This window comes from Limnohabitans sp., assembly GCF_017848645.1.
Classification (GTDB): domain Bacteria; phylum Pseudomonadota; class Gammaproteobacteria; order Burkholderiales; family Burkholderiaceae_C; genus Limnohabitans_A.
Genome location: NZ_JAFEIF010000031.1, coordinates 1 through 13,982, shown reverse-complemented (window position 1 = coordinate 13,982; position 13,982 = coordinate 1). Strand labels below are relative to the sequence as shown.

Sequence of the window (13,982 nt, the reverse complement as noted above, 5' to 3'; positions counted from 1 at the left end):
CACAATCACCCCCCATGGCCAAAGACAAATCGATATTCACCTGCACCGAATGCGGCGGCACCAGCGCCCGCTGGATGGGCAAATGCCCCAGCTGCAACGCCTGGAACACCTTGATCGAGGGTTCGAGCGAGCCCGCTGCAGGCAAAAACCGCTTTGGCTCGGTACACGCCTCGTTGGCCCCCACGTCCGAGGTGCTGCCACTGGCCCAGATCGAAGCGGCCGACTTTGAGCGCCACCCTACTGGTATCGACGAGCTCGACCGGGTGCTGGGCGGCGGCATGGTTGAAGGCGGGGTGGTGCTGATCGGCGGCGACCCGGGCATTGGCAAATCCACCTTGCTCTTGCAAGCGGTGGACGCGCTGCAGCGCAGTGGCATGAACACCTTGTATGTGACGGGCGAAGAAAGCGGCGCGCAGGTGGCCATGCGCTCGCGCCGCCTGGGCCTGCCCGACTCGCAAGTGCCTGTGCTGCCCGAAATCCAGCTCGAGAAGATTTTGCACACGCTGCAGTCGCGCCAGCCGGGCATCGCCATCATCGATTCGATCCAGACGGTGTATTCGGACCAACTCACCAGCGCCCCCGGCTCGGTGGCGCAGGTGCGCGAATGCGCGGCGCACCTCACGCGCACCGCCAAATCGACCGGCACCACCATCGTGCTGGTCGGCCATGTCACCAAAGAAGGCGCGCTCGCTGGCCCTCGCGTGCTGGAGCACATGGTGGACACGGTGCTGTACTTTGAAGGCGACACGCATTCGAACTTCCGCCTCATCCGTGCCATCAAGAACCGCTTTGGCGCGGTGAACGAAATTGGCGTGTTTGCCATGACCGAAAAAGGCCTCAAGGGCGTGAGCAACCCCAGCGCCATTTTCTTGAGCCAACACGCCGAGCCCGTGCCCGGCAGCTGCGTGATGGTCACGCTCGAAGGGACACGGCCTTTGCTGGTCGAGATTCAAGCTCTGGTAGACAGCGGCGGCCCGTCGCCCCGGCGCTTGAGCGTGGGCCTGGACCGCGACCGCCTGGCCATGCTGCTGGCGGTGCTGCACCGCCATGCGGGTGTGGCCTGCATGGACCAGGACGTGTTTGTGAACGCGGTGGGCGGCGTGCGCATCAGTGAACCTGCAGCCGACTTGGCGGTGATGCTGGCGATCACCAGCAGCCTGCGCGGCAAAGCTTTGCCCAAGGGTTTCATTGCTTTTGGCGAGGTGGGTTTGGCCGGAGAAGTGCGCCCTGCGCCGCGTGGACAAGACCGCCTGAAAGAAGCCGCCAAACTCGGCTTCAAGGTGGCGGTGGTGCCCAAGGCCAACGCCCCCAAGAAGAACGACAAGGCTTTTGAAGGCCTGAAGATTTACCCGGTCGAGCGCATCGAAGAAGCCATGCAGGTGGTGCGCGGGCTGGACTGAGGGCGGCCCCGCAGCCCCCGCCCAGACCTCAGAATCGTTCCAGCTCCGGGTGCTTGATGGCCCCCGCACGCACCAGCATGCGGCCGTACTCGGCGCAGCGGTTCAGTGTCGGAATCACCTTGCCGGGGTTGAGCAGGCCTTGCGGGTCAAAGGCGCGTTTGACGGCGAACATCTGCTCGTTTTCTTCCGGGCTGAACTGCACGCACATGCTGTTCACTTTCTCGATGCCCACGCCGTGCTCACCCGTGACGGTGCCGCCCATGGCCACGCTGGTTTCCAGGATGTCGGCACCAAACAGCTCGCAGCGGCGCAGCTGGTCGGCATCGTTCGCGTCGAACAGGATCAGCGGATGCAGGTTGCCGTCGCCCGCATGGAACACGTTCAGGCAGCGCAAAGCGTATTTTTCTTCCATCTCCGAGATGGCTTGCAGGATGTCGGCCAGGCGCTTGCGCGGGATGGTCGAGTCCATGCACATGTAGTCGGGGCTGATGCGGCCCGAGGCGGGGAAGGCGTTTTTGCGGCCGCTCCAGAATTTGAGGCGCTGGGCTTCGTCGCGGCTGACCGAAATGGCCGTGGCGCCGCAGCCGCGCAGCACCGCGCTCATGCGGCCGATTTCTTCTTCCACCTCTTCGGGCGTGCCATCGCTCTCGCAGAGCAAAATCGCCGCTGCGCTCAGGTCGTAGCCCGCATGAACAAAGTCTTCCACGGCAATCGTCATGGGGCCGTCCATCATCTCCAGCCCGGCCGGGATGATGCCCGCCGCAATGACAGCGGCCACCGCGTCACCGGCTTTGCGCACATCGTCAAAGCTGGCCATGATGCAGCGGGCCAGTTGCGGTTTGGGCACCAGCTTGACGGTGACTTCGGTCGTCACGGCCAGCATGCCTTCGCTGCCCACCAGCACGGCCAGCAGGTCGTAGCCCGAGGTGTCGAGCGCGTCGCTGCCAAATTCAATCGGGTCACCTTCGATGGTGAAGCCCTTCACCTTGAGCACGTTGTGCACGGTGAGGCCGTATTTGAGGCAGTGCACGCCGCCCGAGTTTTCAGCCACGTTGCCGCCAATCGTGCAGGCGATCTGGCTGGACGGATCGGGTGCGTAATACAGCCCATAAGGCGCTGCCGCTTCGCTGATGGCCAGGTTGCGCACACCGCATTGCACCACCGCCGTGCGGCTCACGGGGTCCACGGTTTTGATCTGGTTGAAGCGGGCCATGGACAGCGTCACGCCCATGCGGTGCGGCATGGCGCCGCCCGACAGACCCGTGCCCGCGCCGCGTGCCACCACAGGCACCGCCAGGGCGTGGCAGGCTTTGAGCACGGCCTGCACCTGCGCTTCGGTCTCGGGGAGCGCCACCACCAAAGGCCGCTCGCGGTAGGCGGTCAGGCCGTCGCACTCGTAAGGCGTGGTGTCTTCAGGCGTGTACAAAATCGCGTCGGCGGGCAACACCCGGCCCAAGGCCTGCACCACAGCGCGTTGGCGCTCGGCACGTTCGGTGGCGGTCAGTTGCTGTGTTTCGTCGGGGGTGTGGGCGCTCATGGCGTGCAAAACCTTGAAATGAAGGCCTGAATGTACGCCCAAGCGCAAGCCCTTGGGCTGAATATTCTTTGAAGGGCTTGTGAAATCAAGCCAGCGCTTTTTTCAGCCAGTCGGCAAAGGTGGCGCATTCCCAGCGTTCCATGGTGCCGGTGCGCCAGCACAGGTAGTGGGCATGTGGGCTGGGCACGCTGCGCTCGAACAGGCGCACCAACTGGCCGCTTTCCACCCAAGGCGCGCCCAGTTTGGTACGGATCAGGCCCACGCCCAGGCCTTGGGCTGCGGCGTCGCACATCAGGCCGATGTCATTGAAGGACGAGCCGTCCAAGGGCTCTGGCCAGTCCAGATCGTGCGCCGCAAACCAGGTGCGCCAGGGCTCCAGCGGGCTGCGCAACAAGGGCACGCGCTGCAGATCTTCCACGCTGGCAAAGGGGCCGTTTTCACGCAACCAGGCGGGCGATGCCAGGGGCGTCACATCGTCCTTGGCCAGACAAATGTGCTCCACGTCCGAATAGCGTCCCGTGCCAAAACGCACCGTCAAATCGGCGTCTTCGGCCACCACGTCGAGCAGGGGAATGCTCACTTGCAGCGTGATGTCGATTTCAGGATAAGCATCTAAAAAGTGCTTGAGGCGCGGCATCAGCACCGAGCGTGCAAAGGTGGGTGTGACCGCCAGGCGCAGTTTGCGACGCCCAGGTGTGTTGCTGGCGCTGGGAAAGCGCTGCAGCGACACCAGGCCCTCGCGCACATGGGCCAGGTATTCATTGCCTTCGGTGGTGAGCGAAAAATCGGCCCGGCCAAACAGCTTGGTGCCGATGATTTGCTCGAGCTGCTTGACGCGGTGGCTCACGGCGCTGGGCGTCACGCACAGCTCTTCGGCCGCTTGGGTCACGCTGCGCAATCGTGCCAGCGCCTCAAAGGTCAAAAGACACTGGATGGGCGGTATGCGTGAGGTGGCGGACATGGTGAATCAGTTCGGGCCAGAGCTGAAGATCTGTCCCGCAAAAACATTTATTTAAAGATCACAGTTTTGTGGCCGTTGATCAGCACGCGGTGCTCGCTGTGCCACTTCACGGCGCGGGCCAGCACCTGGCTTTCGGTGTCGCGGCCTTGGGCCGTGAGGTCTTCCACGGTTTTGCTGTGGTCCACACGGGCCACATCTTGTTCGATGATCGGGCCTTCGTCCAGATCGGCGGTGACATAGTGGGCGGTGGCACCGATCAGCTTCACGCCCCGGTCGTGTGCCTGGTAGTAAGGCTTGGCCCCTTTGAAGCTGGGCAAAAAGCTGTGGTGGATGTTGATGGCCCGACCGGCCAGCTTGCGGCACAGGTCATCGCTCAGGATTTGCATGTAACGCGCCAGCACCACCAGCTCGGCGCCTTCGGCCTGGATGATCTCGTACTGCTTGGCTTCGGCCTGTTGTTTGGTGGCAGCGGTCACCGGGATGTGGTGAAAGGGCACGTTGTAGCTGGCGGCCAGTTGGTAGAACTCGCGGTGGTTGCTCACGATGGCGCGGATATCGAGCGGCAGCAAGCCACTCTTCCAGCGAAACAGCAGGTCGTTCAGGCAGTGGCCCTCCTTGCTGACCATGATCACGGTGCGCATGGGCTGGGCGGTGGCGTGCAGGTCCCATTTCATGCCGAAAGTCTGGGCAAATTCGCCCCATTGCGCTTCCAGCGTCGGGCCATCGGCTTGTTCACAAGCGAACTGCACGCGCATGAAAAACAAACCCGTGTCGTGGTCGTTGTATTGGGCCGCTTCTTCGATGTTGCCCCCGCGCTCGAGCAAGAAGCCCGAGACGGCATGCACGATGCCGGTGCGGTCGGGGCAAGACAGGGTCAGGATGTAGGTGGACGTGGCAAGTGGATTCATGGGGTGGGATTGTCGCCCATCCAGCCCACATTCCCGGGCCTCAGGTTGGCACGCGCAGCACTTGTCCGGGGAAGATGTGCTCTGGTGCGGCCAACACACGGGGGTTGGCGTCAAACAGGCGTTTGTATTGGTAGGGGTCGCCGTACATCCGCTGGGCAATGGCCCACAGCGTGTCGCCCGGGCGCACCACATAGGTTTTGCCTTCGGCTTCGCGCACGGCCGCTTCGGCCTTGAGGGCGCCGGTCATCGCATCTTGGGGCGGGGCCTGCAGGACGCGTTGTGAAGCCTGAACCGCTTTCACCAAATCGTTGGGCGGTGCGGGGTTGGCGCTGGCGGTGACGCGGTTCATGACCGAGCGGTTGTGTGCATCCAGCGCCTGGGGGTCGGCGGCCAGACGGTCCAGCCGGGCTTTGACTTGCTCGGGCGTTTCCCGGTTTTGCCGCAGGTAGTCTTGTTGTGCCTGTACAAATTTCTTTTCGTTGTCCGAGTTGGGGGTCACGTCTTTGAGCGACGCCGACACGGCCGCTTGCAGCGACTGCGTGGACTCGGGGGGCTCGCTGAGGGCAGATGTGCTGGAGGGCGTGCTGGTCGAAGTGGCGGGCGTTGCCCCAACGCCAGCGGGCGCGTCTGGCACCTGCGCGGCTGAGGCAGCAGGCGGCTGCTTGGCGCTCGACTGGCCCATGATGTAGCCACCCAAGCCTGTGGCCACCAAAGTGGCCACAATGGCCACGCCAGCGTAGACCCGGGTGTGTTGTGCGGTGTTGGCGGTGACGATGCGCCCGTTTTTGATGACGACGTCAGGAATGCTGGTCATGTGGAACCTCCAATAAAGCGGTGATCGGTGTGCGCGGCTCAGGAGCGTGGTGCTGCAGGCACCACAGTGGTCAGCCCCATGAGCTTCCACATCTGCATGCCACCCCGGTAGTACTTGAGCTTGGCGGGGGGGTAGCCCAGGCTGAGCAGGGCCTGGATCGCGCGCGAGGACTGGTCGCACCAGGGGCCGTTGCACCACAGGGCCAGCGACTTGGCTTTCTGGTAGTTCCAGCGTTTGTTGGGGCCCATTTCTGCGCCCAAAGCGGTCAGGATCTGGCCGATGTGCGGGTTTTCCGCCTTGATGACCGTGAACGGGATGTTGATGGAAGTGGGGATGGTTTCGATTTTGTGGAAGTCGGCCAGCCGGGCATCGATGACCAGGCCTTGACCACTCGGCACCTGGCGGGTCATGAAGTCGAGCAATTCCAGCTCGCCCAGGGTTTCCACGCCCGGGGCCACCACCATGGCATGGATGCAAAACTCCGGGCAAGGGCGCGAGGTTTTGGCAAAGTCGTCAATGATCTTGTTGCCTGTGTCCTGGATGCGTTGGATCCGAACCTTTTGCCCCCCATGCACCACGTCCACCGCGCTCAGGGTGGGGGTGATCTTGACTTTGAGCTCTTGCGCTCCCAGCCCCGCGCCGGTCCACGCCACAAAAAGCATGGCAAACCCCATCCGTGACCACTTGAGCATGAGCCCTCCTTAAGTAGTAAAAAAGAATTCTTTTTATTCTGAAAAGACTTTGTGCACAGTCCATAGACACATTGGTGCATTCAAATCGCCAAAAAAAACAAATCGGTATACGCCATCCCCAAGATGCCCGCTTGCAGATGCCAGGTGGGCCCTGCAAGACAAGCGCTGCGTGGCCAACTTGGGGTCACCCGATTGGGCAGCGCTGTCAAGAAAGCGCACTAAGTCAGGCGGGTGCTCCTATAAACTGGAGGGCTTAAACCAAGACTCAAGGAGACCGACCGTGAACCCCACCCAGATTCCCATGGACAACCAGTGGTTGCCTTTCACGCCCAACCGCACTTTCAAGCAAGACCCCCGCGTGTTCGTGGGTGCAGAAGGCATGCACTTCACCACACACGACGGCAAGAAGGTGATCGACGGTATCTCCAGCCTGTGGTGCGTGGGCGCCGGCCACAACCGCCGCCCGATCAACGAAGCCATCAAAAAGCAACTGGATACGCTGGACTACGCCACGGCCTTTCAGGCCAGCAACGACAAGGCTTTCAAGGCGGCGCAGATGATTGCCGACATGGCGCCGGGTGACTTGAACAAGGTGTTGTTTTGCAATTCGGGCTCTGAAGCGGCTGACACGGCTCTGAAAGTGGCGCTGGCCTACCACCGCGCCCGGGGCGAAGGCCACCGCACAGTGTTCATTGGCCGCGAAAAGGGTTATCACGGCGTCAACTTTGGCGGCATGAGTGTGGGCGGACTGCCGGCCAACCGCAAGGCATTCGGTGCGCAACTGCTGCCCCGGGTTGACCACATGCGCTTCATTCACGACCCGGTGAACCACGCCTACATCCACCACGAAGAACCCGTGTGGGCCGAAGACCCGCTGCTGGAGCTGGAAAACCGCATCCTGGTGCTGCACGACCCGAGCAACATTGCCGCCGTGATCGTCGAGCCCATTGCGGGCAGCGCGGGCTGGTACATCCCGCCCAAGGGTTATGTCAAGCGCCTGCGCGAGATTTGCGACAAGCACGGCATCTTGCTGATTTTTGACGAGGTCATCACCGGTTTTGGCCGTCTGGGCGTGAACTTTGGCGCTGACTACTACGGCGTGGTGCCCGACATGCTGAACTTCGCCAAGGCGGTGACGAACGGCGTGATCCCGCTGGGCGGCGTGATTTGCCGCGACTTCATCTACGACGCGATGATGAACGCCAATTCGCCGCAGCATGCCATCGAGTTCTTCCACGGCTACACCTACTCTGGCCACCCGGTGGCTTGCGCGGCTGCCATTGCCACGCTCGATTTGATGAAGGAAGAAAACCTGTTTGCCCGCGCGGGGCAACAGGGCCGTGTGCTGGGCGACGCGATGCACAGCGCCTTGAAGGGTCTGCCCAATGTGATCGGCATCCGCACGCTGGGCTTGGCCGGGGCGGTGGAGCTGGCCAGCATCCCGGGCACGCCCGGCAAACGGGCTTACGACATCTTCATGGACTGCTTCCACAAAGGTGTGTGGGTGCGCCCGGCGGGCGAGAACATCGTCATTTGCCCGCCCTACATCGTGGAAGACGCCCACATCGACCAGATCGTGCAGACGGTCGCTGACAGCATCCGCCGTCACGCCTGATGCGCTGGCCCATCGGTGCCGGGGTGCAGGCTTGAAGTTCTGGCAGCGCACCCTGGGCACTTTGCTCGTCGCCTGGTTGGCGGCCGAGCTGTGCGTTGGGTTGGGCACTCCCATTCCCTGGATGTTGGGGCCCTTGCTGATCACGGCGCTGGCCTCCATGGCGGGCGCGCCCACGCACAGCGCCAACCTTTTGCGCAACAGTGGTCAGTGGGTGATTGGGGCCGCGCTGGGTCTGTATTTCACGCCCCAAGTCAGCGCCTTGGTACTGGCCCAGTGGTGGGCCATTGCGCTGGCCGTGCTGTGGGCGTTGGCCCTGGGGGCCTTGTTTGGCCTGTGGTTGCGGCGACAGCATGGCAGGGAGTTGGCGCACTTGTCGCCACGGGCCTTGCTGGCCACCACGTATTTTTCCGGCTCGATTGGAGGGGCGTCCGAGATGACGTTGCTGGCCGAGCGTTATGGGGCGCGCACCGATCTGGTCGCGGCGGCACACAGCATGCGCTTGGTGATGGTGGTGATTGCCGTGCCGTTTGGCATGCAGTGGGCACAACACCAATGGGGTTTGACCGTGGATGCCTCTTTGTTGCCGGGCCCTCGCTTGGCGCAATGGCCGGGTTTGCTGTGGCTGGGCTTGGTGACAGCAGCAGGCGGCTGGGTGATGCTCAAGCTGGGACGCACCAATCCGTGGTTCATGGGCTCACTCTTGGCATCGATGGCGGTGACCTTGGCGGGGTGGGAGTGGTCGGCTGTCCCCAACGCGCTGTCCAACGCAGCTCAGTTGGTCATTGGCGTGAGTCTGGGCATCCGGTTTCGGCGCGAATTCGTCAAAACAGCACCCCGCTGGCTGGCCTCGGTGGCCTGGGGTTCGGTGTGGATGATGGGCGCATCGGTGCTGTTTGGCATGGCGCTGGCGTGGGGTACGGGCTTGCACCCGGCCATGCTGATTTTGGGCACCGCACCCGGCGGCATCACCGAGATGGCCATCACGGCCAAGGTGCTGCAGTTGGGGGTGCCGGTGGTCACGGCTTTTCAGGTCTGCCGTTTGGTGGCGGTGTTGCTGATCGTGGGGCCGCTGTTCACCTGGGTGGCGCGGCGGGTGTCCAAGGACTGAGGGCTGCTCAGTGCACCACAACAGGCTGCTGGGCCAGGCCCGTGTAGCCTTCGAGTGTGTCCTCGACCTCTTCCTGGGTGGGCGTGTGCTGCTGCCAGGCCTGAATTTGCTGCTGGAACATTTCGGCCCAAGAGCCGTCCAGGTACACCTCTTTGCCCGAGCGTTTGTCCACGATTTCAAAACCATGGCGCTCCAGCTGGGGCGGGCTGCTGGGGGCCGCTGTTTCCACCGGCGCATTGGCCAGCATGTGCATCACGGCAAAGGTTTCAGATTCGTACAACAGGTTCATGCGTTCATTCTCCCTCAACTTGTGGCTTGCAAGTGGGTGCACATGTAACAACTTCAAGTGGGTGTGGTTTTTGTCGGTGTGAAATCTGGGACCGGGTCATTGCACAGGTGGCAAATCGCCCAAGACCTCTCGCCCTGTCAGCTGCAGGTCGATGAAGCTGCCGCTGACTTGTGTGATGCGGATGCGTGCAGGCAACCAGTCGTGTGCGGCCGATACCCAGAACTCGACCTGTGCATCAAAGCGGTTGCGCGGCTGGCACACCCATTTGACCGCTTGCAGACTTTTTCCATCCACTTGCAAGGTCTCCAGTTTTTCCAGCGTCAAAAGCCAGGGCAAAGCGTCGCGCACGGTGGCGGTCTGGATTTGTAAACGCGTGCCGGGCGGCATCCTCTGGCCAGACTGGGCCATGACGGCGGCCAGCTGTGCATAGAGGCTGACCTGGTCTTGCGCGCCGGGCTGCAGGGGTGCGGTGGGCGCGTTGCTGCTGAACACGATGCGCTGGTTCGGCCGGTCAAAGTGGGTCGCGCGTTCGCTGCGCCAGCTGTCCGAAAAGCGGGTCGGCGCCAGCCCGGTGGTGCTGATCTGTCCCACGCTGCGCCAGTGGCGGGAGCCCAATAAAAAAGCTTTGACCGACAGGTTCATGGCGTAAGCGCTGTCGTTGCGCTGCCAGCGCAGCTCGCCAGAGGCCTGGTAGTTGATGCCTTTTTCCTGGCCACTGAGGCGGTAGCTCAGCAAGGCCGAGGGGGGCAAGGAGGCCAAAGCCAGCTGAGGTAAGGCCATGGTGGCGCTGGCGATGCGATCGGGCGCGGCTGGGTCAGGCTTGGCCACAGCGGCGTTGGCGGCAATGCTGGTGCTGGCTTCTGCATTGGGGGTAAACGCTTCAGCCTTGACGTTCACATGTGCTGCAGTTGGGGGTGAGAGTGGTCCGTTGGTGGGCACAGGTGCTGGCGCGAAGTCGTTGCCCGTTGTCGGCAGGCGTTGACTTGGCAACACCGCTTGTGCAGGTGTCGATGTGGCGGATGGTGAAACAGTCACCGAAGCCTCGTTCATAAGGATGCCAGAGGCCTGAGGGACAGCGGCTGAAGCGAGGTCCTTTTTCTCGCTGGGGTCCGTGTTGGTCTTGGTGGTATCGCTTTGCGCCGAGACCAGGTCTGGGCTGGTCAGTTGATCGGGTTCGGCCAGATCTGACGCAGACATTTGTTCTGGTTCGGGCGAGGTTGCCGGTTGGGTGGACTTGTCAGCTGGAGCCGTTTTAGGGGCTGCCGCAGTATGGGTTGCATCGGGCTTGGGTTGGACCGCAGGCTTTTTCACCAAGGCGATGCGCGTGCGGGCTGCGGGTGTGTTGCCGGGGTCAGTGGCTGTTGTTGCAGCCGCAGGGGCTGCGATGGTTCGGGTCTGCATGGGCCCCGTGCGCAGAGTCTGGGGGGGGCTCAGTTGCCAGTCCAGTGTGCCCGCCAGGCTCAGCAGCACAACCAGATGCAACACCAACACCAGCACACCCCAACGCAGCAAGCTGCGTGTGCTTGGCTGCCCCGACAGCTGTAAAGCGGGTGGCGACTTGGGGCGAGTGGCCGTGTTCATGTTGTTACAAGGTGTGGGTCAAGTGCGTGGGTGTGAGGGAGACCTTGAAAGAACACTTGCATGGGGTCTTACACAGGCCCCGCTCAGGTCGAGCGCCAGCCCAGGTCGGCCGACAACTGCTCAGCAAATGCGCGCAGCGCATTCGCCACTGGGCCTTGCCAGTCGGCGTCCAAAGTGGCCGACGAGCCCAGCGACACCACACCCAAAACCAGGTGCCCGTCCGCATCGAATACGGGCGCGCACAGGCCTGAAATGCCCGGCAGCAGCACATTGACCACGCGGCCCAGACCTTGCGACCGTGACTCGCTGAGCATGGCTTGCACCTGGGCCGGGGTGGATGGCAAGTCGCTGCGGCCCAGTTTGCGGGCCAGGGCCAGCTCGGCCTCGATCATGGGCTGGGCCTTGTCGGAAGCACCGCCGTGGCCGATGAAGGCGGCAAAACACCGGCCCGTGGCGGAGGACAAAAGCGGCATCACATCGCCCAAGCGCAGACTCACGGGCATGGCCAGCGGCGTTTCCTGCCAGTGCACCAAGGTCGGGCCCCGGTTGCCCCAGACGGCCAGGGCCAGGGTGTGGCCGGTCTGCTCCATCAAAGTGGGCAAGCGCTCACGCGCCAGTTTGACAGCGTCCAGCCGGGACAGTGTGGCCAGGCCCAACCGCAAAGTGGCCGGGCCAAGTTCATAGCGGGTGTTCGCGTCCTGCACCACCAAATTCAGGCGCTGAAAGCTCACCAGGTAGCGGTGTGCCTTGGCGGCGCTCATGCCGGCGGCACTGGCCAGGTCGCGCAACATCAAGGGGCCAGGGGCCTGGGCCAGCACGTCCAGAAGGGCAAAACCCACTTCCACAGACTGGATGCCCGCGCGCGCTTTGTCCCCGTCAGGGGGCGTGTCCAAGGTGCTTTCGGTGGCCATATGCTCTAGAATCAGGTTTCGTTTAGTTAAACGAGTTTAACAATGCGTAATTCGATGCGCCATTGAATGCATGGCTCGGTCCCGCTGCATGCGGCTTTGAATCACGGTACAAACAGGCAAACATCATGAAATTGGCGACCTACAAAGACGGCTCACGCGACGGACAACTGGTGGTGGTCTCGCGCGACCTGAGCACCGCACATTATGCGACCGGCATTGCCAGCAAACTCCAGCAAGTGCTGGACGACTGGAACTTTCTGGCCCCCCAGCTGGAAGACCTCTACACGACCCTGAACCAGGGCAAGGCCCGCCACGCGTTCCCGTTCGACCCGGCCCAATGCATGGCCCCGCTGCCCCGCGCCTACCAGTGGGCCGACGGCTCAGCCTACATCAACCATGTGGAGCTGGTCCGTGCGGCGCGCAACTCTGAAGTGCCCAGCAGCTTTTACACCGACCCGTTGATGTACCAGGGTGGCAGCGACGACTTCATTGGCCCTTGCGACCCGGTGGTCTGCGCCAGCGAAGCCTTTGGCATCGACTTTGAAGCCGAGATCGCCGTCATCACCGGCGACGTGCCCATGCAGACCAGCGCCGACGACGCCATCGAGGCCGTGCGCCTCGTCATGCTGGCCAATGACGTGAGCCTGCGCAACCTGATCCCGAACGAGCTGGCCAAAGGCTTTGGCTTTTTCCAGAGCAAACCCGCCACCGCCTTCAGCCCCGTGGCCGTGACGCCCGACGAACTGGGCGACGCCTGGCAAGGCGGCCGCGTGCACCTGACGCTGCAGTCCACCTGGAACGGCCGCAAAGTGGGCATGTGCGAAGCTGGCCCCGAGATGACCTTCCACTTCGGCCAGCTGATCGCCCACATTTGCAAAACCCGCAACGTGCGGGCTGGCTCGGTTGTGGGCAGCGGTACCGTGAGCAACAAAAGTGAAGACGTCAACGGTCAAAAAACCTGGCCCAAAGGCTACAGCTGCATCGCCGAAAAACGCGCCATCGAAACCATCCTGGACGGCAAGCCCAGCACCGAATTCATGAAGTACGGCGACACGATCCGCATCGAGATGAAAGGCCAAAACGGCGAGAGCTTGTTTGGGGCGATCGAGCAGGAAATCGTGCCGCTGGAGCGTTGAAGCCAGCACACCCTCTGCCCCTGTGGGTGGCCGCCCCTGCGGCCGAAGGGCGTGGCAAACGCCCCGAAAACTCAATGGGTCAAATGGGGCTGATCAGTAGCCGTGGAACAAAAAATCCATCGCGGCGGTGATCTGGTCTTGGGCCTGGGCGAGCGAGGTCACAGGAGACTTCAGCACCCGCTGTGGCACAGCGCCCATTTTGGGCGTTTCCAGCAAATACTCTTCACCTTCGATGGTGAAAATCGGTGTCAGTTGAGTCGGCAGCTTGACCTTTGGGAAGTGCTTGAGGCTGCGCAAAGGAATCACCATCTTGGCGTCCAAGCTATTGAGCAGGTCGCTTTGCACATCCAACAAGTAGGGGGTGGTGCCCGCATGGCTGCCCGGGTTGGCATAAACGTCAAAGCGAGCCATCAGAAACTTCTCCACTCATCCAGTGGCAGACCTTCAGCCTCGATGGTGGCGTTGTAAGCCGCGATGAAATCGGCGTGATCCTCGCGCCATTTGCGCTCCTGTTCGCGGCGCACAACTTCACGCAGGTGGCTGTCGCAGACCTGAGAAATATTGATGGTGAGGTGCTTTGCTGCCTCCAGCACATCGTTGCTCAGGCTCAGATTGATAGCACGCTTGCCGGATACGCCGGTGCGCACGCGAGGGGCTGTGTGGGTGGCTGGCATAGCGATCTCCATGCGCATTTAAATATGTGCATATCTTACCCGCATGCTAGTTGGGCGCACGGGTGGACGACAACGACGCATTGGCTTGCAAAGCGCATGAAGCGTAAAAACGCCACTCACGCTTCACGGGTGAAGCGCAAATTTCAAAAACCCGCTTCTGGTCCGAACTGCGCGAGCAACACCTGCAGCTCACGCCTACACAAACCAAAGCAATCAACAAGCTTTACGACGTGGGGCCTGAAGGATTTACCAACGGCATCAGCACCGAGAAATACGTGAACCTCTGCCGCGTGTCACGCGCCACGGCGTACCGGGAGCTGACGGCGCTGTGTGAGATGGGGGTATTGGTGCAGACG

14 protein-coding genes are annotated in these 13,982 nt (G+C 62.4%); 4 read left to right on the top strand and 10 right to left on the bottom strand.

Annotated features, from left to right (window positions below):
• Nucleotides 1-14 precede the first annotated feature (14 nt).
• Nucleotides 15-1,400, top strand: a complete 1,386-nt coding sequence (gene radA, locus QZ190_RS07490; RefSeq protein ID WP_291915154.1) for a DNA repair protein RadA — start codon at nt 15-17, stop codon at nt 1,398-1,400.
• 28 nt (nt 1,401-1,428) lie between these two features.
• Here radA and QZ190_RS07485 read toward each other — a convergent pair whose 3' ends face one another.
• The 5 genes from QZ190_RS07485 to QZ190_RS07465 form a co-directional block, all read right to left on the bottom strand.
• Complete coding sequence (locus QZ190_RS07485; protein ID WP_291915153.1) at nt 1,429-2,937, bottom strand: FAD-linked oxidase C-terminal domain-containing protein; 1,509 nt, start codon at nt 2,935-2,937, stop codon at nt 1,429-1,431.
• Nucleotides 2,938-3,022: 85 nt separating this feature from the next.
• The gene (locus tag QZ190_RS07480; RefSeq protein ID WP_291915152.1) at nt 3,023-3,898 is read right to left on the bottom strand and encodes a LysR substrate-binding domain-containing protein; all 876 of its coding nucleotides are present in this window, start codon (nt 3,896-3,898) and stop codon (nt 3,023-3,025) included.
• Nucleotides 3,899-3,945: 47 nt separating this feature from the next.
• A complete protein-coding gene (gene purU, locus QZ190_RS07475) occupies nt 3,946-4,806 on the bottom strand; it encodes a formyltetrahydrofolate deformylase (RefSeq protein ID WP_291915151.1) in 861 nt (286 codons plus the stop codon).
• Nucleotides 4,807-4,846: 40 nt separating this feature from the next.
• Nucleotides 4,847-5,620, bottom strand: a complete 774-nt coding sequence (locus QZ190_RS07470; RefSeq protein ID WP_291915150.1) for a LysM peptidoglycan-binding domain-containing protein — start codon at nt 5,618-5,620, stop codon at nt 4,847-4,849.
• Nucleotides 5,621-5,658: 38 nt separating this feature from the next.
• Nucleotides 5,659-6,312: a rhodanese-like domain-containing protein gene (locus tag QZ190_RS07465; RefSeq protein WP_291915149.1), complete on the bottom strand. Its 654-nt coding sequence runs from the start codon at nt 6,310-6,312 to the stop codon at nt 5,659-5,661.
• Nucleotides 6,313-6,613: 301 nt separating this feature from the next.
• On the opposite strand from QZ190_RS07465, the gene QZ190_RS07460 reads away from it, so the two are divergent.
• Together QZ190_RS07460 and QZ190_RS07455 are read left to right on the top strand one after the other, a co-directional pair.
• Nucleotides 6,614-7,927 carry an aminotransferase class III-fold pyridoxal phosphate-dependent enzyme gene (locus QZ190_RS07460; RefSeq protein ID WP_291915187.1) on the top strand — a complete coding sequence of 438 codons (1,314 nt, stop codon included), beginning with the start codon at nt 6,614-6,616 and terminating at the stop codon, nt 7,925-7,927.
• A gap of 31 nt (nt 7,928-7,958) precedes the next feature.
• Nucleotides 7,959-9,035: an AbrB family transcriptional regulator gene (locus QZ190_RS07455; RefSeq protein ID WP_291915148.1), complete on the top strand. Its 1,077-nt coding sequence runs from the start codon at nt 7,959-7,961 to the stop codon at nt 9,033-9,035.
• A 7-nt stretch (nt 9,036-9,042) separates the two neighbouring features.
• Here the strand turns inward: QZ190_RS07455 and QZ190_RS07450 are convergent, their stop codons facing one another.
• The 3 genes from QZ190_RS07450 to QZ190_RS07440 form a co-directional block, all read right to left on the bottom strand.
• Nucleotides 9,043-9,324, bottom strand: a complete 282-nt coding sequence (locus QZ190_RS07450; RefSeq protein WP_291915147.1) for a DUF3567 domain-containing protein — start codon at nt 9,322-9,324, stop codon at nt 9,043-9,045.
• Nucleotides 9,325-9,420: 96 nt separating this feature from the next.
• Complete coding sequence (locus QZ190_RS07445; RefSeq protein WP_291915146.1) at nt 9,421-10,905, bottom strand: DUF3108 domain-containing protein; 1,485 nt, start codon at nt 10,903-10,905, stop codon at nt 9,421-9,423.
• Between the two features lie 83 nt (nt 10,906-10,988).
• A complete protein-coding gene (locus QZ190_RS07440) occupies nt 10,989-11,816 on the bottom strand; it encodes an IclR family transcriptional regulator (RefSeq protein ID WP_291915145.1) in 828 nt (275 codons plus the stop codon).
• A 125-nt stretch (nt 11,817-11,941) separates the two neighbouring features.
• Here QZ190_RS07440 and QZ190_RS07435 point away from each other — a divergent pair, with 125 nt between their 5' ends.
• On the top strand, nt 11,942-12,952 hold the full coding sequence (locus QZ190_RS07435) for a fumarylacetoacetate hydrolase family protein (protein ID WP_291915144.1): 1,011 nt from the start codon (nt 11,942-11,944) through the stop codon (nt 12,950-12,952).
• 93 nt (nt 12,953-13,045) lie between these two features.
• Here QZ190_RS07435 and QZ190_RS07430 read toward each other — a convergent pair whose 3' ends face one another.
• A complete protein-coding gene (locus QZ190_RS07430) occupies nt 13,046-13,363 on the bottom strand; it encodes a CcdB family protein (RefSeq protein WP_291915143.1) in 318 nt (105 codons plus the stop codon).
• Complete coding sequence (locus QZ190_RS07425) at nt 13,363-13,626, bottom strand: type II toxin-antitoxin system CcdA family antitoxin (protein ID WP_291915142.1); 264 nt, start codon at nt 13,624-13,626, stop codon at nt 13,363-13,365. Before QZ190_RS07425 ends, QZ190_RS07430 begins: the two co-directional genes overlap by 1 nt.
• Nucleotides 13,627-13,982 lie beyond the last annotated feature (356 nt).

Coding starts and splice junctions, on each gene's coding strand:
- radA (WP_291915154.1), top strand. CDS start 15: ATGGCCAAAGACAAATCGATATTCACCTGCACCGAATGCGGCGGCACC.
- QZ190_RS07485 (WP_291915153.1), bottom strand. CDS start 2,937: ATGAGCGCCCACACCCCCGACGAAACACAGCAACTGACCGCCACCGAA.
- QZ190_RS07480 (WP_291915152.1), bottom strand. CDS start 3,898: ATGTCCGCCACCTCACGCATACCGCCCATCCAGTGTCTTTTGACCTTT.
- purU (WP_291915151.1), bottom strand. CDS start 4,806: ATGAATCCACTTGCCACGTCCACCTACATCCTGACCCTGTCTTGCCCC.
- QZ190_RS07470 (WP_291915150.1), bottom strand. CDS start 5,620: ATGACCAGCATTCCTGACGTCGTCATCAAAAACGGGCGCATCGTCACC.
- QZ190_RS07465 (WP_291915149.1), bottom strand. CDS start 6,312: ATGCTCAAGTGGTCACGGATGGGGTTTGCCATGCTTTTTGTGGCGTGG.
- QZ190_RS07460 (WP_291915187.1), top strand. CDS start 6,614: ATGGACAACCAGTGGTTGCCTTTCACGCCCAACCGCACTTTCAAGCAA.
- QZ190_RS07450 (WP_291915147.1), bottom strand. CDS start 9,324: ATGAACCTGTTGTACGAATCTGAAACCTTTGCCGTGATGCACATGCTG.
- QZ190_RS07445 (WP_291915146.1), bottom strand. CDS start 10,905: ATGAACACGGCCACTCGCCCCAAGTCGCCACCCGCTTTACAGCTGTCG.
- QZ190_RS07440 (WP_291915145.1), bottom strand. CDS start 11,816: ATGGCCACCGAAAGCACCTTGGACACGCCCCCTGACGGGGACAAAGCG.
- QZ190_RS07435 (WP_291915144.1), top strand. CDS start 11,942: ATGAAATTGGCGACCTACAAAGACGGCTCACGCGACGGACAACTGGTG.
- QZ190_RS07430 (WP_291915143.1), bottom strand. CDS start 13,363: ATGGCTCGCTTTGACGTTTATGCCAACCCGGGCAGCCATGCGGGCACC.
- QZ190_RS07425 (WP_291915142.1), bottom strand. CDS start 13,626: ATGCCAGCCACCCACACAGCCCCTCGCGTGCGCACCGGCGTATCCGGC.